Annotated in this window: 19 protein-coding genes and 1 pseudogene; 7 read left to right on the top strand and 13 right to left on the bottom strand. The window is 69.3% G+C overall.

Features of this window, described 5'->3' with window-relative positions:
• Positions 1 to 49 precede the first annotated feature (49 nt).
• From CSEG_RS04685 to CSEG_RS04695, 4 genes and pseudogenes are all read right to left on the bottom strand, one after another.
• On the bottom strand, positions 50 to 505 hold the full coding sequence (locus CSEG_RS04685; RefSeq protein WP_013078109.1) for a hypothetical protein: 456 nt from the start codon (positions 503 to 505) through the stop codon (positions 50 to 52).
• Between the two features lie 102 nt (positions 506 to 607).
• Positions 608 to 688 (bottom strand): annotated as a pseudogene (locus CSEG_RS23180) (hypothetical protein); the annotation flags it as partial.
• A gap of 12 nt (positions 689 to 700) precedes the next feature.
• Positions 701 to 1,585: a kinase gene (locus tag CSEG_RS04690; RefSeq protein WP_013078110.1), complete on the bottom strand. Its 885-nt coding sequence runs from the start codon at positions 1,583 to 1,585 to the stop codon at positions 701 to 703.
• Positions 1,585 to 3,255, bottom strand: coding sequence for a sensor histidine kinase (locus CSEG_RS04695; RefSeq protein ID WP_013078111.1), 1,671 nt, complete (start codon positions 3,253 to 3,255; stop codon positions 1,585 to 1,587). Before CSEG_RS04695 ends, CSEG_RS04690 begins: the two co-directional genes overlap by 1 nt.
• Positions 3,256 to 3,424: 169 nt before the next feature.
• Here CSEG_RS04695 and pgsA point away from each other — a divergent pair, with 169 nt between their 5' ends.
• Complete coding sequence (pgsA, locus tag CSEG_RS04700; RefSeq protein ID WP_013078112.1) at positions 3,425 to 4,042, top strand: CDP-diacylglycerol--glycerol-3-phosphate 3-phosphatidyltransferase; 618 nt, start codon at positions 3,425 to 3,427, stop codon at positions 4,040 to 4,042.
• A gap of 85 nt (positions 4,043 to 4,127) precedes the next feature.
• Here pgsA and CSEG_RS04705 read toward each other — a convergent pair whose 3' ends face one another.
• Entirely contained in the window at positions 4,128 to 4,307 is a 180-nt protein-coding gene (locus tag CSEG_RS04705; RefSeq protein WP_013078113.1) for a hypothetical protein, read from the bottom strand.
• A 283-nt stretch (positions 4,308 to 4,590) separates the two neighbouring features.
• On the opposite strand from CSEG_RS04705, the gene CSEG_RS04710 reads away from it, so the two are divergent.
• Positions 4,591 to 4,800, top strand: coding sequence for a cold-shock protein (locus CSEG_RS04710; RefSeq protein ID WP_013078114.1), 210 nt, complete (start codon positions 4,591 to 4,593; stop codon positions 4,798 to 4,800).
• A gap of 153 nt (positions 4,801 to 4,953) precedes the next feature.
• Here the strand turns inward: CSEG_RS04710 and CSEG_RS22815 are convergent, their stop codons facing one another.
• Positions 4,954 to 5,124 (bottom strand): hypothetical protein, encoded by a 171-nt coding sequence (locus CSEG_RS22815; protein WP_013078115.1) that lies wholly within the window; start codon positions 5,122 to 5,124, stop codon positions 4,954 to 4,956.
• Between the two features lie 121 nt (positions 5,125 to 5,245).
• Between CSEG_RS22815 and CSEG_RS04720 the strand changes: the two genes are divergently transcribed.
• Positions 5,246 to 6,430: a patatin-like phospholipase family protein gene (locus CSEG_RS04720; RefSeq protein ID WP_013078116.1), complete on the top strand. Its 1,185-nt coding sequence runs from the start codon at positions 5,246 to 5,248 to the stop codon at positions 6,428 to 6,430.
• Here the strand turns inward: CSEG_RS04720 and CSEG_RS04725 are convergent, their stop codons facing one another.
• The gene (locus tag CSEG_RS04725) at positions 6,431 to 7,195 is read right to left on the bottom strand and encodes a LytTR family DNA-binding domain-containing protein (RefSeq protein ID WP_013078117.1); all 765 of its coding nucleotides are present in this window, start codon (positions 7,193 to 7,195) and stop codon (positions 6,431 to 6,433) included.
• A 105-nt stretch (positions 7,196 to 7,300) separates the two neighbouring features.
• Here CSEG_RS04725 and CSEG_RS04730 point away from each other — a divergent pair, with 105 nt between their 5' ends.
• A complete protein-coding gene (locus CSEG_RS04730; protein WP_013078118.1) occupies positions 7,301 to 7,927 on the top strand; it encodes a DUF2306 domain-containing protein in 627 nt (208 codons plus the stop codon).
• Between the two features lie 148 nt (positions 7,928 to 8,075).
• Complete coding sequence (gene carB / locus CSEG_RS04735; protein WP_013078119.1) at positions 8,076 to 11,369, top strand: carbamoyl-phosphate synthase large subunit; 3,294 nt, start codon at positions 8,076 to 8,078, stop codon at positions 11,367 to 11,369.
• Positions 11,370 to 11,504: 135 nt separating this feature from the next.
• On the opposite strand, the gene CSEG_RS04740 is transcribed toward carB, so the two are convergent.
• On the bottom strand, positions 11,505 to 12,044 hold the full coding sequence (locus tag CSEG_RS04740; protein WP_013078120.1) for a hypothetical protein: 540 nt from the start codon (positions 12,042 to 12,044) through the stop codon (positions 11,505 to 11,507).
• Between the two features lie 175 nt (positions 12,045 to 12,219).
• Here CSEG_RS04740 and CSEG_RS04745 point away from each other — a divergent pair, with 175 nt between their 5' ends.
• Positions 12,220 to 14,379, top strand: coding sequence for a DUF6311 domain-containing protein (locus tag CSEG_RS04745; protein WP_013078121.1), 2,160 nt, complete (start codon positions 12,220 to 12,222; stop codon positions 14,377 to 14,379).
• Here the strand turns inward: CSEG_RS04745 and CSEG_RS04750 are convergent.
• The 5 genes from CSEG_RS04750 to CSEG_RS04770 form a co-directional block, all read right to left on the bottom strand.
• A complete protein-coding gene (locus CSEG_RS04750; protein WP_013078122.1) occupies positions 14,363 to 14,809 on the bottom strand; it encodes a GtrA family protein in 447 nt (148 codons plus the stop codon). The genes CSEG_RS04745 and CSEG_RS04750 overlap by 17 nt on opposite strands.
• Positions 14,806 to 15,828 carry a glycosyltransferase family 2 protein gene (locus tag CSEG_RS04755; protein ID WP_013078123.1) on the bottom strand — a complete coding sequence of 341 codons (1,023 nt, stop codon included), beginning with the start codon at positions 15,826 to 15,828 and terminating at the stop codon, positions 14,806 to 14,808. Before CSEG_RS04755 ends, CSEG_RS04750 begins: the two co-directional genes overlap by 4 nt.
• An 81-nt stretch (positions 15,829 to 15,909) precedes the next feature.
• On the bottom strand, positions 15,910 to 16,521 hold the full coding sequence (locus tag CSEG_RS04760; RefSeq protein WP_013078124.1) for a hemerythrin domain-containing protein: 612 nt from the start codon (positions 16,519 to 16,521) through the stop codon (positions 15,910 to 15,912).
• A gap of 138 nt (positions 16,522 to 16,659) precedes the next feature.
• Entirely contained in the window at positions 16,660 to 17,595 is a 936-nt protein-coding gene (locus tag CSEG_RS04765) for an alpha/beta hydrolase (protein WP_013078125.1), read from the bottom strand.
• A 153-nt stretch (positions 17,596 to 17,748) separates the two neighbouring features.
• Positions 17,749 to 18,153, bottom strand: coding sequence for a hypothetical protein (locus CSEG_RS04770; protein ID WP_013078126.1), 405 nt, complete (start codon positions 18,151 to 18,153; stop codon positions 17,749 to 17,751).
• Between the two features lie 105 nt (positions 18,154 to 18,258).
• Between CSEG_RS04770 and CSEG_RS04775 the strand changes: the two genes are divergently transcribed.
• The gene (locus tag CSEG_RS04775; protein WP_227878887.1) at positions 18,259 to 19,029 is read left to right on the top strand and encodes a response regulator; all 771 of its coding nucleotides are present in this window, start codon (positions 18,259 to 18,261) and stop codon (positions 19,027 to 19,029) included.
• The last annotated feature ends 10 nt before the right edge of the window (positions 19,030 to 19,039 follow it).

The raw sequence follows: 19,039 nt of genomic DNA on the forward strand, positions 1-19,039 counted from the left end.
TCCGACTAGGGTCGAAAGCCCGTCTTGGTCTCAGGCCGGTGATCGGACATTATTCGTCGCCGGCCGCCGCCTCCATGGGCGGATGCTCCAGCGGCTTCAGATCCGGCGCGAGCCAGCCTCGCCGGGCCTCCACCGAGAACAGGCGCTCGCGGGACCAGTGGGTCAGCGGCCAGGCCTTGTCGCCCATCGGGGTCGCCAGCAGGCGCGCGACGGCGTCGCTGTCGCTAGTCCCGGCCGGCAGGGCCCCGACGAAGGCGCGGATGGCGGCCAGATAGGCCTGGGTGATGGTCTCGTGATAGCCGCTGGTGTCGTCGTTCACGCCGCCCACGGCGACGTTGTAGGTCTGGATGATCCCAGGCAGGTCGCGCTCCAGCTCCGCGTCGCGGGTGCGGACCAGGCGCAGGGTGGCGGCCAGGTGCGCGGCGTGCGTCCAGCGCTCCTTGGGCAGGGTGCGGCCCACCAGCCCCTCGGCCAGGGCGGCGATCTCTTCGTCGGCGTAGCTCATGAAACGGTGTTAGCCGATGGCGGGCGGCGAAGGCTAGAGCGGGTGCGATCACGGCCGTCCAACTCCAATCACCGTGTCATCCCGGAAGCCTCGCAGAGGTTATCCGGGACCCAGGGGGTGCGTGAACGCCGTGCGAACCGCCCCTGGGTCCCGGCTCTGCGCTGCGCTTCGGCCGGGATGACACTGGAAAAGGGCTTAAAGCGCCTCTCTTGGCCACCGCCGCTCATCCAACCTCACCACGACATCCGCCACGCCCGGCAGGTCTTCCGCGATCCAGCGGGTCAGGCGCTCGTAGTGGGCGATGAAGCGATCGAGGGCGGCTTCGTCCATGGCGAGGGCGGGGTCCCGACCCTCGGCGGCGAGCCGCGCGCGCAGGCGTTCTTCCTGTTCTCCGCGCCAGACGCGGACCGTGGCGAAGTCCGGGGCTGTCATCAGCGCCAGGCGGTCGAGCCGCGCGAACAGCGGCGCGTAGGGCCCCGCCAGCGCCGCGTTGGCGAAGCCGCGCCAGGCGCCGTCGGGGTCCTCGTCGCGCTCGAGGGCGTTGATGGGGACGTCCAGCATCGTGGCCGGCTGGGCGCGCGCGCCGACGCACCAGCCCTCCAGCAGCACGATGTCGACCGGACCCGCCACGCGCGGCCATGTGGCCTCCGGCGCGCGGTCGTCGAGGGCCTTGTCGAAGCGGGGCAGGGCGGTGGCTCCGGGCCTTCCCAGGGCGTCCAGCACCGCAAGCCCCAGGGCCGGGTCGTGGGTGCCCGGAACGCCGCGCGTCGTCAGCAGCGGATGAACCTCGCGCGCCAGCCGGGTCCGCTCGGCGCGGGTCAGGTAGAGGTCGTCGATCGACAGGACGGCGACCTTGAGGCCGCGCGCGGCCAGCAGCCGCTCGACCAGGGCGACCAGGGTCGACTTGCCCGAGCCTTGCGGCCCGCAGATCCCGACCACCAGCGGCGAGCGGCCCTCGTCGGCCCAGCCGGCGATCCGCGCCGCCAGGGGCCGATGCAGGCGGGCCGCCAGGGTCGCGAAGTCCTCCGGCAGACCCTCCTCGCGCGCGAAGGTCGCGACGATCGCCGCCTCGGACGCCATCAGAACGGGTTGGCCCAGCGCACGGTTTCGGGCAGCGGCAGGCTGGCCTCGAACACCAGGCCGTCGGGGTGGAAGTCGAAGCGGGCGTGGCCCTTCTGCTCGCGCCGGATCGAGCTTTCGATCAGCCGGGTGCCGAAGCCTCGGGCCTTGGGCGGCGAGACAGGCGGCCCGCCGACGTCGCGCCAGGTGAAGGCGAGGTTTCCGGTCACCGGATCGAGCCGCCAGGTCACCTCGACCGTGCCGCCGGGCGCCGAGAGCGCGCCGTACTTGGCGCTGTTGGTGGCCAGCTCGTGGAACACCATCGAAAGGCCGACCGCCGTGTGCGGCGCCAAGGCCACCGTCGGGCCCTCGCGCCGCACGCGGCCGGAATGCGCGCCCAGGGCCTTCTGGACCAGCTGATCCATGTCGGCCTCGCGCCAGCCGGTCTTGGTCAGGAGATCGTGGGCGCCGGAGAGCGCGATCAGCCGCTCTGTGAACACGTCGACCGGCGCGCCCTCGGTCTTCAGGAAGGTCTGGCGAGCCAGGGCCTGGACGGTGGCCAGCGTGTTCTTCACCCGGTGGTTCAGCTCGTTGATCATCACCACCTGCCGCTCCTCGCGGGTCTTCAGCTCGCGTGACGCCTCGCGCAGGGCCGAGTGGACGGCGGCGATCTCTTCCAGGCTGTCGGGATCGGACGAGGGGAGGGTCTCGCCGCGCCCGATCGCGGCGGCGTCGCTGACCAGCCGCCGCATCTCGCCATTGATCCGGCGGGCGTAGGCCAGGGACAGGGTGATGCCCAGCACCAGCAGCAGCAGGAACACCGCGCCGGCCATCACCACCGAGCGATTGACCGTGCTGGCCAGATCGTCGCGCGGGATGGCCACCACCAGGGTCCAGCCGGTCTGGGGCGAGCGGGTGTAGGCGACCATGGTCGGCACGCCTTCCAGCGACTGGCTCTTGTTCACGCCCTCGGTGGAATGGCGCAGGTTCTCCTCCATGTCCTTGGAGGCGAGGGCGCCGGTGAATTTCTCATTGAGGCGCGAGCGGGCGATGACCCGGCGATTGTTGTCCAGCAGGGTGGCGACCCAGCGGTCGGGCACGCGCTGCTGGCGGAACACCGAGGTGAACGAGGCCGACTCCACGACGTAGGACAGGACGTAGGGCTCGCCCTTGACCAGGATCGGCGTGGCGACCGTGATCACCGGCTTGCGGGCCACCTTGCCCTGGCGGAGGTCGGAGATCTTGCTGCGCCCGGCCAGCAGCGCGCTGGTCAGCTCGTTGGCGCGCGTCGAGACCGGCAGGGGCGAGCCGTAGGGCTTGAGCGTATTGAGGATCTGCTGGCCGTGGATGTCGGACACGACGATCCAGCCCGGACGACGCTGGATGGCGCGCTGGGCGCGGGTGTGGAAGTCGGCCCAGTCGCCATTGATCAAGGCCTGGTCGCTGGCCAGGGTCTCGACGACGGCCACGCCGACGGCGGCCTGGCGGTCGACGGCGCCGGACAGCGCTCGGGCGGTGGTGACCAGTTGCTGATAGAGCTGGCCGCGCGACTCCCGGTCCGCGCCGGCCAGCAGCAGCACCATGGAAACGATGGCCGGGATCAGCAGGCTGACCGTCAGGAGCACCAGGCGCCCACGCACCGTGCTGACGCGGCGGCGGCCGTCCAAATCGCCGCGATCCCTCTGTGCCATGCCTTGGCGCGCCCGCCTCGACGAGGGCCCAGCTTCGCCCTCATGACTTGTATATCGGAGCGAGTCGTTGACGGCGTCTCAAAAATCGCCGTTTTTCATCGACGGTCTTCGTCGGGCTCGGCGCAGCGGAACCGTATCGCCGCTGCGGGTTTGTGGGTTATGAGAGCTCATGAAATCCCTGCCCAACATCCTCACCAGCTCGCGCCTCGTGATGGCGCTGTTCATGTTCGTGGCCCTGGCGGCGGCGGCCGGCGCGGTCCCGTGGGTGAGCGACCAACTGACGGCCGAGGCCCAGCTGCGCCTGGAGCGCTGGGCGTTCTACGCCTTCGTGGTCGCGGCGGTGACCGACTTCTTCGACGGCTGGCTGGCGCGCAAGCTGGACGCGGTCAGTGTCTGGGGCGCGATCCTCGATCCGATCGGCGACAAGATCCTGGTCTGCGGCGCGTTGCTGGGCCTGATGGCCCTGGGCCCGAATCCTCTGGTCGTGCTGCCGGCCGGCCTGATCCTGTTCCGGGAGTTCGCGGTCAGCGCGCTGCGCGAAGTCGGCGCGGGCAAGGGCGTCAAGCTGCCGGTCACGCTGCTGGCCAAGTGGAAGACGACTTTGCAGCTGGTGTCGATCGGCGCCGAGATGATCCTGGCCTCGTGGGGGGCCTTTGGTCTGTCGCAGGATCCGACGGTGATCGGGGGCTTCACGCTGGTGGCTCACGGCCTGCTGTGGCTGGCCACCCTGGTGACCCTGATCACGGGCGCCCAGTACTGGGAAGCGGCGCGCAAGGCGCTGGCCTGAGGGGCGGGGGCGAAGGGCCCTTTCGTCCGTTCGCATATCCGCGCCGCTCCGCCTCCCCGCATGGGAGGCGGCGGCGCTGAAGTCTCTAACGCCCCCCGCGCCCCACCGAGCGACGACGCGAGGCCTCGCGTTCCAGGGGCGTGATCACCTCGGCGACGGCGCGGCGCTGTTCGGGCGTGCCGGTCACGTCAAGGCGACGAGCATTGGCCAGCAGGACCTTCAGTTCGGCGTCGCCAAGCGTCGGAATCTTTTCGAGAAGGGTCATGGAAAACTCTTGTTCGACGTCGGAGAAATCGACGCATCGCCATGAAAACGCTTGAGGCGCAGCTTGGCTCCGGCGGCGCGGCTAAAGTCGTCCGAAAATATTTTTCTTGTTATTTCCTAGAAGTGCTTCAAGATAAGGCCATCGAATTCGCTGCCGCTCGGCCTGCTATTCCTTGCTCCGCGTGCCGGAGCGCCGGACGCGCCTTCCGAACTTCCAACGAAATTTGATCGTCGCCCGAGACGTTTTCGGACGACGAACACCCATGTCTACAAGGATACTCACCATGGCTACTGGAACCGTGAAGTGGTTCAATTCCGCCAAGGGCTTCGGCTTCATCCAGCCGGACAACGGCGGCCAGGACATCTTCGTCCACATCTCGGCCGTTGAGCGCGCTGGCCTGAACGGCCTGAACGAAGGCCAAAAGCTGTCGTTCGAGCCTGAAGTCGATCGCCGTAGCGGCAAGACCTCGGCCGGCCAGCTGCAGGCGGTCTAATCGACCAAGGTTTCGCGGACCCCCGGGTTCGCAACGGACAGGCCGGCGCGTGCGCCGGCCTGTTTTGTTTTAAGGGTCTGGCCGGCGCGTGCGCCGGCCTGTTTTGTTTCAGGGTTCTGGCCGGCGCTCGCGCCGGCCTGTTTGCGTTTGGGACTATTCCGCCGCCAGGAGGCGTGGGGGCTCGAGCTCCTCGGTCTCCACGACTTCGGGATCGGACGGGCCGTGCAACAGCCAGGACAGATCCTGCTCCCGCGCCCCGCGCCGGCATCGGTCCGCGCTCATCATCGAGGCCAGCACGCTCACGCCCGTGGTTCGCAAGACCATGATCGACTCCCTTGCATCTAATATTGAGAATGACTCGCAAATATGGGCGATGACAAGGCGGCAATTCCCCTAAGGGGTCTTCGCGGCTAATCATCGCGCTCGACCTTCGGAGACGCACTCGATGCGCGGCTTTCGCGTCCTCGCCGCCCTGGCGCTCTCGCTCGCCCTCTCGGCTTGCGGGACCGTGTCGCGTGACGCGTTCACGGCCCAGGACCTGGGAGCCGTCGCGCCGCAGGGGCTGGCCGACGTGCGGTTCAGCGCCGCCGATCCCGCCGCGGGCCTGAAGTTCGCGAAGGAGGTCCATGACCACACCGCCGGACGAAAGGTCAACGTGCTGGCGATCTCGGGCGGCGGCTCGAACGGGGCCTATGGCGCCGGCGTGCTGGTCGGCTGGACGGAGGCGGGCGATCGGCCGGACTTCGACATCGTCACGGGCGTCTCGACGGGCGCCCTGACCGCGCCGTTCGCCTATCTGGGCAAGGACTGGGACCGGCGCCTGACCGAGGCCTACACCAGCGAGGCCGCCGACCGGATCCTGCAGAAGCGGGGGCTGGATCTTTTCTTCGCGCCCAGCATCTTCCGCAACCACGCCCTGCGCGATCTGGTGGGCAAATACGTCGACCCGCCGCTGCTCTATGCGGTGGCCATCGAGCACGCCAAGGGGCGGCGGCTGATGATCGCCACCACCAATCTCGACACCGAGCAGACGATGATCTGGGACATGGGGGCGATCGCCTCGCGCGGCGACGCGGCGGCGCTGCAGCTGTTCCGCGACGTGCTGGTCGCCTCGGCCAGCATCCCCGGCGTCTTCCCGCCCAGCCTGATCGAGGTCCAGGGGCCCAACCGCAAGTTCTCGGAGATGCACGTGGACGGCAGCGTCACCACGCCGTTCTTCGTCGCGCCCGAGACCCTGCTGCTGTCGATCCTGCCGGGCCAGGACAAGACCGGGCCGGGCGAGGTGTCGGTGATCGTCAACGGCCAGATCGACGGCGGCTTCGGTTTCACCAAGGGCGACGCCCTGTCGATCCTGGGGCGGTCATGGATCGCCATGAACAAGGCCCAGCTGCGCACCCACCTGACCGCCAACGCCGCCTTCACCCGGCGCAACGGCGGGGTGTTTCGCTACACCGCCATTCCCGACGACGCCAAGGGCGACTTCTCGGGCCTGAATTTCGCGTCGGAGGGGCGGCGAGCCCTGTTCAAGCTGGGCTACGACCTCGGCAAGTCCGGCGCGGCCTGGGTCGCGCCGAGCGATCCCTCGGCGGAGGTCAAGGCCGCCGCGACGCGCGAGAAGACGCCCGGCTGACTAGAGCCAGCCCGCCGCGCGCAGGACAGGGGCGTGGCGGCGGCTGACGGGGGCCACGAGATCGCCCGACAGGCGCAGCTCGCCCGCGCCGCGTCGCCAGTGGGCCGATCGGATCGCCTCGCCCGCCACCCACCACGAGCGATGGGTCTGGAAGCCGTGGGCGCCGGCCAGCTCGGCCAGGGCGTCGGAGAAACGCAAGGTCAGCAGCTCCGGGCCCGCGTCGGTGTGGACCCGCAGGTAGTGGTCGTGGGCCTCGACGGCGATCAGCCTGGCCGTCCGCCGCTTGGCCGAGAGCCGGCGACGGAAGGCGGCCTCGGCCTCGGGCAGGGGCGGCTCGACCAGCACCCGGGTCTCGACCACGGGCGGCGGCGCGGCCGGCTTGCGCCAGGCCAGGATGCGCACGGCCATGACCAGGCCGCTGATCACCCACACCCGCCACCAGAGGACGGGCGGCGCGATGAAGCGGCCGTTGGTGTCCATGTCGATGACCCCGACCAGCAGCACCACGCCGGGCGTCATCAGGGTGGTGACGACCAGCAGCCGACGCAAAAAGCCGTCCAGCCGCCGGCCGATCAGTTCGTCGACGAGCACGCCGATCATGCCCCCGCCGACGATGCACTCGAACCAGTACGTGGCGCGCCCCGACGGGGTGAGTTTGACGGTGTCGAACGGCGCCAGGACCGCCAGCACCAGGCTGAGCGCGGTCAGCAGCGCCAGGTCGATGGCGAGACGCCGTAGGGGCAGACCGTTAGCGATGGAACCCATGTCTCTCCGCCGCGGCGCCGTTCGCGCAGAATGGGCGCCGCTCACGGGCTTGGCGTAGCGCGGCTCCTCGACCCTTGCAATCTCGGCCCGAAACCGGAGCCGAAGATGTCGAAGATCCTGTCCCGTCCCGCTTGGGCGCTGATGACCCTGTTGAGCCTGGCGGTGGCGCTGATCTCATACCGCTATGTGCTGAACGTCGGGCCGCTGGCCCCCAACGTGCTGGCCAATCTGTTCGCCAGGCCGTTCCTGGTCGTCCATGTGGCCGGCGCGGCGACCGCCTTGCTGATCGCGCCGTTCCAGGTGCTGCCGGGCCTGCGCGCGCGTCGGCCGGCGCTTCATCGCGTGATGGGACGGATCTATGTGGCCGGCTGCCTGGCGGGCGGCGTCGGCGGTCTGGCCCTGGCCTTCGGGTCGACCGCCGGTCCGATCGCCACCGCCGGGTTCGGGCTGCTGGCCGTGGCCTGGATCGGAACGACGGCGCAGGCCTGGCGCATGGCGATGGCGCGTCGCATCGCCGAGCACCGGGCCTGGATGATCCGCTCGCTGGCCCTGACCCTGGCGGCGGTGACCCTGCGCCTCTACCTGCCGCTGGCCGCCGTGGGGCCGATCCCGTTCGTCGACGCCTACCGCGCGATCTCGTTCCTATGCTGGGTCCCCAACCTGCTTCTGGCCGAGGTCTGGCTCTTCGCCGCACCGTCGCGGGACGCAAAGTCGGCCTCGCTCGGCCTTTGAACAATGTTCGGCAAAGCTGGCGTTAACCCCTTCATAAGATGCGGGGTTGCGCCGAGCCGACTCCGTCTCTACACGGGCGCCTTAACCTGCAAGATGGTCGACAGCGGGCGCGCGGATGTGCGCGACCGTGTCTTTGCGCGAGTTAGCCATGCCCAAGAGAACAGACATCTCCTCGATCCTGATCATCGGCGCCGGTCCGATCGTCATCGGTCAGGCTTGCGAGTTCGACTATTCGGGCGTCCAGGCCTGTAAGGCGCTGCGCGCCGAGGGCTACCGGATCATCCTGGTCAACTCGAACCCCGCCACGATCATGACCGATCCGGACGTGGCCGACGCGACCTATATCGAGCCGATCACCCCGGAGATGGTCGCCAAGATCATCGAGAAGGAGCGCCCCGACGCGCTGCTGCCGACCATGGGCGGCCAGACGGCTCTGAACACCGCCCTGGCCCTGGAAGAGCAGGGCGTGCTGAAGAAGTTCGGCGTCGAGATGATCGGCGCCAAGGCCGAGGTCATCGACAAGGCCGAGGATCGCCAGAAGTTCCGCGACGCCATGGACAAGCTGGGCCTTGAGAGCCCGCGTTCGCGCGCCTGCCACACCCTGGACGAGGCCATGGAAGGCCTGGAGTTCGTCGGCCTGCCGGCGATCATCCGCCCGTCCTTCACCCTGGCCGGCACCGGCGGCGGCATCGCCTACAATGTCGAGGAGTTCAAGGAGATCGTCGAGCGCGGCCTCGACCTCTCGCCGACCACCGAAGTGCTGGTCGAAGAGAGCGTCCTGGGCTGGAAGGAGTACGAGATGGAGGTCGTCCGCGACAAGGCGGACAACTGCATCATCGTCTGCTCGATCGAGAACATCGACCCGATGGGCGTGCACACCGGCGACTCGATCACCGTCGCTCCGGCCCTGACCCTGACGGACAAGGAATACCAGTGGATGCGCGCGGCCTCGATCGCCGTGCTGCGCGAGATCGGCGTGGAGACCGGCGGTTCGAACGTGCAGTTCGCCGTCAACCCGGCCGACGGCCGCATGGTCGTCATCGAGATGAACCCGCGGGTGTCGCGCTCGTCCGCCCTGGCCTCGAAGGCCACCGGCTTCCCGATCGCCAAGGTCGCCGCGCGCCTGGCCGTCGGCTACACGCTGGACGAGCTGAAGAACGACATCACCGGCGGCGCGACCCCGGCCTCGTTCGAGCCCAGCATCGACTACGTCGTCACCAAGATCCCGCGCTTCGCCTTCGAGAAGTATCCGGGTTCGGAGCCCCTGCTGACCACGGCCATGAAGTCGGTCGGCGAGGTCATGGCCATCGGCCGGACCTTCAAGGAAAGCGTCCAGAAGGCCCTGCGCGGCCTGGAGACCGGCCTGTCGGGCTTCGACGAGATTGAGATCCACGGCGCCGATGATCCCGACACCGGCAAGGCCGCCGTCGTCCGCGCCCTGGGCACGCCGACCCCCGACCGCATCCGCGTGATCGCCCAGGCCTTCCGCCACGGCCTGACCGTGGAAGAGGTCAACGCCGCCTGTTCCTACGAGCCGTGGTTCCTGCGCCAGATCGCCGAGCTGATCCGCCAGGAAGGCTGGGTCCGCGCCGGCGGGCTGCCCAAGGACGCCGCCGGCTTCCGCGCCCTGAAGGCCCAAGGCTTCTCGGACGCCCGCCTGGCCAAGTTGACCGGCCAGACCGAGGCCGCCGTGCGGAGCCTGCGCCAAGAGCTGTCCGTCCGCCCGGTGTTCAAGCGCATCGACAGCTGCGCCGGCGAGTTCCTGGCCTCGACGCCGTACATGTACTCGACCTACGAGACCGGCGCGCTGGGCCAGGTCCCCGAGTGCGAGAGCGATCCGTCCGACCGCAAGAAGGCCGTGATCCTCGGCGGTGGTCCGAACCGGATCGGCCAGGGCATCGAGTTCGACTACTGCTGCTGCCACGCGGCGTTTGCCTTGGACGCCATCGGCGTCGAGTCGATCATGGTCAACTGCAACCCCGAGACCGTCTCGACCGACTACGATACCTCCGACCGCCTGTACTTCGAGCCGCTGACGGCCGAGGACGTGCTGGAGCTGCTGCACGTCGAGAAGAGCAAGGGCACGCTGGCCGGCGTCATCGTCCAGTTCGGCGGCCAGACGCCGCTGAAGCTGGCCCACGCCCTGGAAGAGGCCGGCATCCCGATCCTGGGCACCAGCCCCGACGCCATCGACCTGGCCGAAGACCGCGAGCGCTTCCAGCAGCTGCTGAACGGCCTCGACATCGCCCAACCGGAAAACGCCATCGCCCGCACCTGGGACGAGGCGCGCGCCGAGGGCGACAAGATCGGCTTCCCGTTCGTGATGCGTCCGTCCTACGTGCTGGGCGGCCGCGGCATGGAGATCATCCGCGACCACGAGGCCATGGAGCGCTACATCGCCGGCGCCGGCGAGATCTCGCTCGAGCACCCGATCCTGCTGGACCACTATCTGAGCCGCGCCACCGAGGTCGACGTCGACGCCCTGTGCGACGGCAAGGACGTGTTCGTGGCCGGCGTGCTGGAGCACATCGAGGAAGCCGGCGTCCACTCGGGGGACTCGGCGTGTTCGATGCCGCCCTTCTCGCTGAAGGCCGAGACGGTCGAGGAGCTGAAGCGCCAGACGGTGCAGATGGCCCTGGCCCTGAACGTCCGCGGCCTGATGAACGTGCAGTTCGCGATCGAAGAGCCGCACAGCGACAACCCGCGCATCTACGTGCTGGAAGTGAATCCGCGCGCCTCGCGCACGGTGCCGTTCGTCGCCAAGACCATCGGCCAGCCGGTCGCCGCCATCGCCGCCAAGATCATGGCCGGCGAGACCCTGGCCAGCTTCGGCCTGAAGGACGTTCCCTACGACCACATCGCGGTCAAGGAAGCGGTCTTCCCGTTCGCCCGCTTCGCCGGCGTCGACACGGTGCTCGGCCCGGAAATGCGCTCGACCGGCGAGGTCATGGGCCTGGACTGGAAGCGTGACGGCGAGACCGACATGGGCCCGGCCTTCGCCCGCGCCTTCGCCAAGAGCCAGCTGGGCGGCGGCGTGAAGCTGCCGCGCTCGGGCACGGCGTTCGTGTCGGTCAAGGAAAGCGACAAGCCCTGGATCGTCGAGCCGGTGAAGCTGCTGCTGGCGGCCGGCTTCAAGGTGCTGTCGACCGAGGGCACCCAGGCCTATCTGGCCGAGCAGGGCGTCCAGGTCGAGCACGTCAAGAAGGTGCTCGAAGGCCGTCCGCACATCGTCGACGTGATGAAGAACGGCGGCGTCCAGCTGGTGTTCAACACCACCGAGGGCAAGCAGGCGCTGGAAGACAGCTTCGAGATCCGCCGCACGGCCCTGATGATGAAGGTGCCGTACTACACCACCTCGGCCGGCGCCCTGGCCGCCGCCCAGGCCATCGCTGGCGCGCCGGCGGAGTCCTTGGACGTCCGTCCGCTGCAGAGCTACGCCTGATCCAAGGATGCTCCCCCGCGCTGCGGGGGAGCTGTCACGGAGTGACTGAGGGGGCGAACGCCGCATAGGCCGAGCTGGCCCCCTCCGGCCCTCTGGGCCACCTCCCCCGCAAAGCGGGGGAGGAACTAGCCTGATCTACTCCACCCGAACCCCGTTCTTCACCGCGTAGCACCGGCGTTTGCCGAGCTCGGTGCCGCAGAAGCCGGGCTCGGTCGTCCCCTCGTGCAGCATGACGTATTGGTCGCGGCGGCATTCGAACCAGGCCTTCTGGAAGGCGATGTGATCGACGTCCTGGTGGAACACCGGCCGCTGATCGACCGTGTAGAAGCGGGCCATGGCGGTCAGGCCGCCGAAGCTGCCCCGGCCGTTGACCAGACCGCAGACCTGGCCCGAGCGGGTGGCCCACACAGCGCCGAGCTCCAGCGGCAGGGTCTGGTTCAGGCGGGTCTCCAGATGGGTCCGGACCTGCCGCCATTCCGCCCGCGCGGCCGGCGCGTATCGGGTGCGCTGGACGGGCGTCGGCGCGCGCTTGATCGCGTTATCATGCTCGAAGCGCGCCAGGTCGATCACCGTGAACATCAGCGCGGCCAGCGCCCCGACGACCGCGACGGCCGAGAAAACCAGCGGGGTCCGAGACCGCTTGACCACCCGCGTTCCAAAGTCCTTGACCGTCATGGCGCCGCCCTCCGCGAAAAGCAGATTGGCGGCTCCCCATGAAATTACAAGTTTAAATTATTTATCGCTGTAATTTCCCCCTTGGGCGACGCGGGGGGTCAACCGTAGGGCGCGAGCCGGGGTGTCCCCGCGCGCCTTCGATGCTATGCAGCCCTCCTGTGTCCCGAGGGAATCCATGCGGTCGCCGAAGTCTTTTTCCCGCGAGCAGGTGCTGTTCGCCGCCGTCCTGACGATCGTTCCGATCCTGCTGTGCGGCTTCATGTTCGGCTTCGACATTCCGCTGGCCTCGGCCGACTTCTGGCGGACGCCCAAGAACGACATGCTCGCCATGACGGGGGCCTATGAGGCCTATGTCCGGCAGCCTTGGACGTTCCCGCTGACCATGGTCTCGGGCCTGTCGCCCAAGCCGTTCTCGATCGTGTTCAGCGACAGCATCCCCTGGCTGGCGATCCTGCTGAAGGCCTCGGGCCTGGGACCCTCCTTCAATCCGCTGGGCGTCTTCCTGATGCTGTCCTACCCGCTGCAGGCTTGGGGCATGGTGGCCCTGCTGCGGTCGCTGGGCGTCCAGGACCGGGTCACGCTGGCGATCGGCGGCCTGATGGCCCTGCTGTTCCCGACCTGGATCGCGCGTCAGTTCGGCCACATCGCCCTGTGCGGCCACTGGCTGATCCTGTTCTCGCTGGCCCTGGCGGTGTCGTCGGCGCGCCTTGGCCTGACCTGGAAGCGGGTGGGGGGCTTCGCCGCCCTGGCGGCCTTGGCCACGGGCATCCACGCCTATCACCTGGTTCCGATCGGCGCCTGTTTCGGCGCGGCCCTGCTCGCCGAGCTGCTGCAGCGCCGTGAGGGCGCCTGGACGCGCGTGCTGGCGGGTGGCGTGGCGGTCCTGGCCTCGGTCGGCGTCCCGGCCTTCATCCTGGGCTATGGCGGCGGAGACGGCGCCGCCGGCGGCGCCGATGCGCTGGGCGTCTATTCGATGAACGTCCTGGCCCCGGTCTGGCCGCAGGCGTCCAACGTCTTCGGCCAGCACTGGAACGGCGGGTGGTTCGAGGGGACCATGGCCCCGACGGGCCAGTACTTCGAAGGCTTCCAGTTCATGGGCGTGGGGGTGGTGCTGCTGGTGGCCCTCGCCCTGGGTCTCAAGGTCAGGAGCGTCCGACAGGCGCCCGTGGTCGAGCGCGAGGCCTGGGCGCGCTGGACGCCGCTGGCCCTGGCCATGCTCTTCCTGACGATCTGGGCCATCGGCTGGGTCGTCTATGCCGGCTATTGGCATCTGTTCGACGTTCCCAAGCCCAAGGGCAAGGTCGCCGACCTGATCTCGACGTTCCGAGGCCACGGCCGCTTCTTCTGGGCGCCGGGCTATCTGATCCTGGCCCTGGCCATCCGGCAGGTCAGCCTGATGCGCCGGCCCGTCGCGGTCGCCGTGCTGGCCGGCGCGCTCCTGCTTCAGGCCTACGACACCAGCCCGCTGCGCCAGGGCGTTCGAGCGATCTTCGCCGCGCCGGACGCCTTGATGGTTCCGGCCGGTCTGCTCAGCGACCCCGCCGTCCGCGACCGGCCTTGGGTCTTCCGCCCGACCTATTTCTGCACCGTCAACGCCGCGGACCTGCAGGTCATCAGCCAGATGGTCTTGGTCGCGACCCGCACGGGCGGGACGGCGAACACCTTCGCCATGGCGCGAAACAACGATCCTCTGCCCTGCGACGTGGTCGATCCCGAACTCACCCGCGACGCGGCGCCGGGCGATCGGCGCATGACGATCGTGCTGGCGGACGACAAGCTGGAAGGCGGCTTCCTCCAGCCGGTCGGCCAGCGGACTGACTGCTACCGCTTCGAGCGCGGGGTGATCTGCGGCCGCGACCTCGAGGGGGTGGAGGGGCTGACCCCCGTGGCGCCGGGCGAGTTGACCGCGTCCCGCACGCCGTTCCAGACCATCCGGCTGGATCAGCCGCCGAAATCGCCGGCGCTGCTGTCGGGGTGGTCCACCCTGGATCCGGGCGGCAAGGGCATCTGGACGACCGCGCACAAGGCCGCGTTCAAGTTGGACGTGCCCGCCGACATCGGCGCGAAGGGCTTCCTCATCGACGTGGTCGCCATCGGCTTTTCGGACCTGCCTCTGCGTCCCCAGCGCGTGACGCTCTACGCCGAAGGCCGAGCCGTGGGCGCGCGCGAGGTCGAGACTTCCACCTTCGGCAGCCATCGCTTCGTGGTGCCCGCCGACGTCGCCAGGCCGGGTGAGACGATGACGTTCACCTTCGACCTTCCCGACGCGCGGACCAGCCGGGCCGATCCGCGCATGCTCGGCATCGCCGTTCAGGAGATCAGGGCGTCGCGCTAGGGCCCGCCGCGTCGTCCTGATGGGCGAAGACCCAGAAGTGGCTTAGCAGGAACAGGGCGCCGGTGTAGCTGACCGCCGCCGCGCCTTGCGCCGCCACGCTCCACAGGTCTCCGTGCGGCAGCAGCGCCTTGGCCAGGGTCAGGACCCCCTGGTTCAAGGCGAAGGCGCCGGCCACCGCCACGATATAGCGGACGGGCGCCGAGCGGGCGGTGCGGCGGGCGCGGAACACGAACAGCTTGCTCAAGACGAAGCTGACGCAGATCCCGACGGCGTAGCCAATGGCGTTGGCCAGGTGCGCCGGCAGATGCAGGCCCACGTCCAGCGCCACGATGATCGAGAAGCCGACCAGGGTGTTGACCACCCCCGCCAGGCCATAGCGCAGGGCCGAGACCAGGAACGCCCGCCGCGCCGGCGTCAGCAGGGCGCTCAAGCGACGGGGCCCCCTGCGAAGGGTGGGGCGTCGTCGAAGCCGTAGCGGTCCATGACCACGTACAGCGGCCGACCCTTCACCTCCTGATAGATGCGGGCGACGTATTCGCCCAGCGACCCGATGGCCAGCATCTGCAGGCCAAAGCTCATCAGGATCACCACCATCAGCGACGGATAGCCGGGCACGTCGCGGCCGAACAGCAGGGTGCGCAGCACCAGGAGGCCCGCGACCCCGACCGCCAGCACCCCGGCGATCAGGCCGACATAGCTCCACACCCGGATCGGCGCGGTGCTGAACGAGGTGATGCCGTCCAGGGCGAAGTTCCAGAGCTTCCAATAGCGCCACGAGCTGGTCCCGGCCGCGCGCTCGGGACGCGCATAGGGGATGGCCTCCTGGCGAAAGCCGACCCAGGCGAACAGGCCCTTCATGAAGCGATTGCGCTCAGGCAGCTTGCGCAGCACCTCGACCACCCGCTTGTCCATCAGGCGGAAGTCGCCGGCGTTGTAGGGCAAATCCACGTCCGACAGCCGGTTGAAGGCGCGGTAGAAGCCCTGGGCCGTGAAGCGCTTCAGCGGCGTGTCCGCCCGCCGGTCCACGCGCACGCCGTAGGCGACGTCGGCCCCGGCCTCCCAGGCCTCGACGAACTGGCCGATCAGCTCGGGCGGGTCCTGCAAGTCAACGTCGATCGGTACGACCATGTCGCCGGTGGTCACGTCCAGGCCCGCCGACAGGGCCGTCTCCTTGCCGAAGTTGCGGGCCAGGTTGATGACCTTGATGCGCGGGTTGCGCTGATGGTGGGCCAGCAGCACCGCCAGCGTGTGGTCGCGGCTGCCGTCGTTGACGCAGACGATCTCGTAGTCGAGGCCCAGCTTGGCCAGCTCCTCCTCGATCCGGGCGAAGAACAGGTCCAGCACTTCCTGCTCGTTGAAGCAGGGCGCGACGATCGACAGCCGCTTGCCGGCGCGAGCGCGAGCGGGGACGGAAAACGGGGCCTGGACGGCGGGCGGCGCGGAAACCATGCCGACGGTTTAGCCGTCTTGCGCGCGGAGCGGGAGGGGGCGTTTCACGTCACGCCGCTCGATCCGCGCGCGTCTGGCGGCCTAGTCCTTCAGCTTGATCTTCTTCTCGATCTCGGCGTCGGCCTTTTCGGCCTTCTTGCGGCGCTCGAACACCTGGCGCATGTGCTGGGCGTCGCTGGCGCTGAGGCGCTTCTCGGCGGCGACGAACTGTTCCTGCTCCTCCTCGCGGATGTGATGCAGGTACTCCTCCTTCAGGCCCGCGAAGCATCGCAGCCAGCCGGGCGAGGCCATGTCGCGCGCGGCCAGGTCTTCCAGCATGTCCTCGATCTCCTTGTGCTCGGAGATGGCGTGGCGGGCGAAGTCGGTGGTTTCCGGATCGCGCAGCACCGTCGACCACAGCGCCTGCTCCTCGGCCGCGGCGTGGGCCTTGAGCTCGTAGGTCAGCTCGGCGAACAGCGCGCGGCGGTCCTCGGAGTCGCCTTGCGTCTCCTCGATCATCGCCAGCAGGGCGCGGTGGCGGTCGTGGTCCTCGACCAGGCGGCCGAAGATGTCGGGATCGCCCCGGAACGTGGTTTTCGGCGTGCTGCCGATGCGCGCGGCCACGTCCGGCGCGATCGCCTTGGCCTTGGCGATGGCTTGGGCCTTGGCGTCCCGCTCGCGGTGGGATGAGGTGTCGACGATCTGGCCGGTCATGGCTGCAGCTCCCGCTTGCGATCGCGAGATCGCTTTCCGCCGTTACGCGCGGCGCGGGGGATCGGTTCCCAGGAAGCTGAGCCGGAAGGCTGGATGGTGGTCAGGGCGGCGGCGTCCACCGTCACCCGCTTGACCCTTTCACCGCGCCAGCCGCTCTCCGATGAACCCGTCCACGGCGTCGGTGTAGGCGCCCGGCAGGCCCAGGGTGCGGTTGACGTCGGCGTGGGTCAGGGGCTGGGGCAAGACGGGCATCCGCACGCCCGAGCGCTTGGCCAGGGCCTGGAAGGCGCGGGCGTCGTCGCAGGGCTTGTCGGGGCGCTTGGTCGAGCAGACCAGGAACATCGGCACGGCGGACGGCGTCCACTGGTCCATCGGCGAGGCCTTGGCCCAGCCGGCGGGATCGCCGCCGAACGCCTCGTCGTAGAACTTCGGATGGCGGCCGGCCATGGTCTCGGAGACCTTCATCGTCGCCGAGTCCAGCACCACCGTCCCGGCCCAGGGTTGGCCGACCATCGCGGGCTTGGACGACAGCAGGGCGACCAGGTGCGCGCCGGCGGAGTGGCCCATCAGGATGATGTTGCGGTTGCTGGCGCCCCAGTCGGCGGCGTGGCTCTGCGTCCAGCGCAGGGCGGCGGCCACGTCCTGGGCCTGCGTATAGGCCATGGCCTGGGGCAGCATGCGATAGTTGACGCTGACGAACACGAAGCCCTTGGGCAGCCAGTGGCGAAGCTTGTTCTCGACCGAGCCCGTATTGGCCTTGTCGCCGATCTTCCAGGCGCCGCCATGGACCATCACGATCACCGGCGCGTCGCGCGGGACGTTCGGCGGGATGTAGATGTCGACAGCCTGGGCCGGATCGGCGCCGTACGAGGCCGTCAGCTTGCGGGCGCCGGGCAGGATGGCCTGGAGGTCGATCGGGCGCTCCTCTTCGGCCTTCTTCTCCTGCAGGCGCTGCATCATGCGTTCGCGCATCTTGCCGCGCGGGCCGATCTGGGCGTCGGCGACGCCACTAGCGGTCAGCGAGACGGTCATAGCGGCGGCCAGGGCGAGGGTCAGCGGGCGGGTCTTCTTCAAGGTCAGTGCTCCAGCGAGAAAGCGATGGCCGACGCGCGATACTAGGGGGGCTGCCGCGCGCCGGCCTCCGGCGCCCGTCCGTGGACAGGCTCGGACTCTGGCGTCCGGAGCGCGCCGGGCGGGGGTTTCGCCGCCGACGCGCTCCGGCCTCGATCAGGGGCGGCTCACAACGCCGCTGACCGAACGGGTGTCGCCGTCATAGCCGGTGCGGCTGGCGTTGTAGCTGTAGGTGCCGTCGCCGTTGTTGACGACGCTGGTCGCGCGGTTGGCCGAGGCGCCGTTGTTGAACGTCCGAGAGGCGCTTCCGGAATAGGCGCCGTCGCCCCAGCTGGCGGCGCGCTGGCTGGCGACGCCGTAGCCGCTGTTGGTCTGGGTCCCGCGGGAGACCGAGACGGCGCCCGGCTGGCGGTTGACATGGCGGTCGTGGACGTAGCCACGGCCGTAGGCGCCCTGAACGCGAACGGTGCGGCCGTGCTGGCCGGCCTCGGCGGCGGGGGCGAGCGCGATAAACAGGGCCGTGGCGGTCATGCCGGCGGCGGCGAAAACAGTCTTACGCATGGTGTCTTCCATCTCTTGGGTGACGTCCCTCGTCGCTGGACAGAAAACACGCCGGCGCGCTCGCCCTGATGTTTCCTCGCCGACGAAACGTGTCGAAATGTAATCGTGGGCCGCTTGGCCTTTTCCGCGCCGCGCGCCTGGGGCAAGGCTTCGGTCATGATCGACAACACCCTGATCGCGGTCGTCGAGGACGACGCCGAAATCCGCGACCTGACATTGGGCCTGCTGCGCCGGGAGGGCTGGGAGGCCGTGGGCTGCGAGGACGCCGCCGCCTTCGACCGACTGGCCGCCCGCCGTCGCGTCGACCTGGTGCTGCTGGACATCATGATGCCCGGCGAGGACGGCCTGTCGCTGTGTCGCCGCCTGCGGGCCACGGGCGACATGGCGATCCTGATGGTCACGGCCAAGGGCGACGACATCGACCGCGTGGTCGGGCTGGAGATCGGCGCCGACGACTACCTGCCCAAGCCCTATGTGCCGCGCGAGCTTCTGGCCCGGGTCCGCGCCATCCTGCGCCGCACGCGCGAGGTCCATCGGGTGGCCGTCGCGCCGCCGGGCGAGGTCTATGGCTTCGCGGGCTGGCGGCTGGACTCGGCCAGCCGCGATCTCCTCGACGCCGCCGGCGCGCCGGTGGTGCTGACGGGCGGGGAGCACGACCTCTTGATGGCCTTCCTGCGCCACGCCCAGCGCGTGCTCAGCCGCGACCAGCTGCTGGACTGGACGCGCGGCCGCAGCGCCACGCCATACGACCGCTCGATCGACGTCCTGCTGGGCCGCCTGCGCCGCAAGCTGGCCGCGGGCGCGGGCGGCGAGGGGCTGATCAAGACCGTGCGCGGCGGCGGCTATCTGTTCAGCGCGCCGGTCGAGCGACTTTGAGGGCGCGCCG

The sequence above is a fragment of the Caulobacter segnis ATCC 21756 genome (genome assembly GCF_000092285.1).
Lineage (GTDB): Bacteria > Pseudomonadota > Alphaproteobacteria > Caulobacterales > Caulobacteraceae > Caulobacter > Caulobacter segnis.

What these genes read in the sequence shown, in the direction of transcription:
- pgsA (WP_013078112.1), top strand. Translation starts at nt 3,425, where the DNA reads ATGAAATCCCTGCCCAACATCCTCACCAGCTCGCGCCTCGTGATGGCG.
- CSEG_RS04755 (WP_013078123.1), bottom strand. Translation starts at nt 15,828, where the DNA reads ATGGTTTCCGCGCCGCCCGCCGTCCAGGCCCCGTTTTCCGTCCCCGCT.
- CSEG_RS04710 (WP_013078114.1), top strand. Translation starts at nt 4,591, where the DNA reads ATGGCTACTGGAACCGTGAAGTGGTTCAATTCCGCCAAGGGCTTCGGC.
- CSEG_RS04730 (WP_013078118.1), top strand. Translation starts at nt 7,301, where the DNA reads ATGTCGAAGATCCTGTCCCGTCCCGCTTGGGCGCTGATGACCCTGTTG.
- CSEG_RS04725 (WP_013078117.1), bottom strand. Translation starts at nt 7,195, where the DNA reads ATGGGTTCCATCGCTAACGGTCTGCCCCTACGGCGTCTCGCCATCGAC.
- CSEG_RS04745 (WP_013078121.1), top strand. Translation starts at nt 12,220, where the DNA reads ATGCGGTCGCCGAAGTCTTTTTCCCGCGAGCAGGTGCTGTTCGCCGCC.
- carB (WP_013078119.1), top strand. Translation starts at nt 8,076, where the DNA reads ATGCCCAAGAGAACAGACATCTCCTCGATCCTGATCATCGGCGCCGGT.
- CSEG_RS04695 (WP_013078111.1), bottom strand. Translation starts at nt 3,255, where the DNA reads ATGGCACAGAGGGATCGCGGCGATTTGGACGGCCGCCGCCGCGTCAGC.
- CSEG_RS04705 (WP_013078113.1), bottom strand. Translation starts at nt 4,307, where the DNA reads ATGACCCTTCTCGAAAAGATTCCGACGCTTGGCGACGCCGAACTGAAG.
- CSEG_RS22815 (WP_013078115.1), bottom strand. Translation starts at nt 5,124, where the DNA reads ATGGTCTTGCGAACCACGGGCGTGAGCGTGCTGGCCTCGATGATGAGC.
- CSEG_RS04720 (WP_013078116.1), top strand. Translation starts at nt 5,246, where the DNA reads ATGCGCGGCTTTCGCGTCCTCGCCGCCCTGGCGCTCTCGCTCGCCCTC.
- CSEG_RS04740 (WP_013078120.1), bottom strand. Translation starts at nt 12,044, where the DNA reads ATGACGGTCAAGGACTTTGGAACGCGGGTGGTCAAGCGGTCTCGGACC.
- CSEG_RS04690 (WP_013078110.1), bottom strand. Translation starts at nt 1,585, where the DNA reads ATGGCGTCCGAGGCGGCGATCGTCGCGACCTTCGCGCGCGAGGAGGGT.
- CSEG_RS04760 (WP_013078124.1), bottom strand. Translation starts at nt 16,521, where the DNA reads ATGACCGGCCAGATCGTCGACACCTCATCCCACCGCGAGCGGGACGCC.
- CSEG_RS04685 (WP_013078109.1), bottom strand. Translation starts at nt 505, where the DNA reads ATGAGCTACGCCGACGAAGAGATCGCCGCCCTGGCCGAGGGGCTGGTG.
- CSEG_RS04770 (WP_013078126.1), bottom strand. Translation starts at nt 18,153, where the DNA reads ATGCGTAAGACTGTTTTCGCCGCCGCCGGCATGACCGCCACGGCCCTG.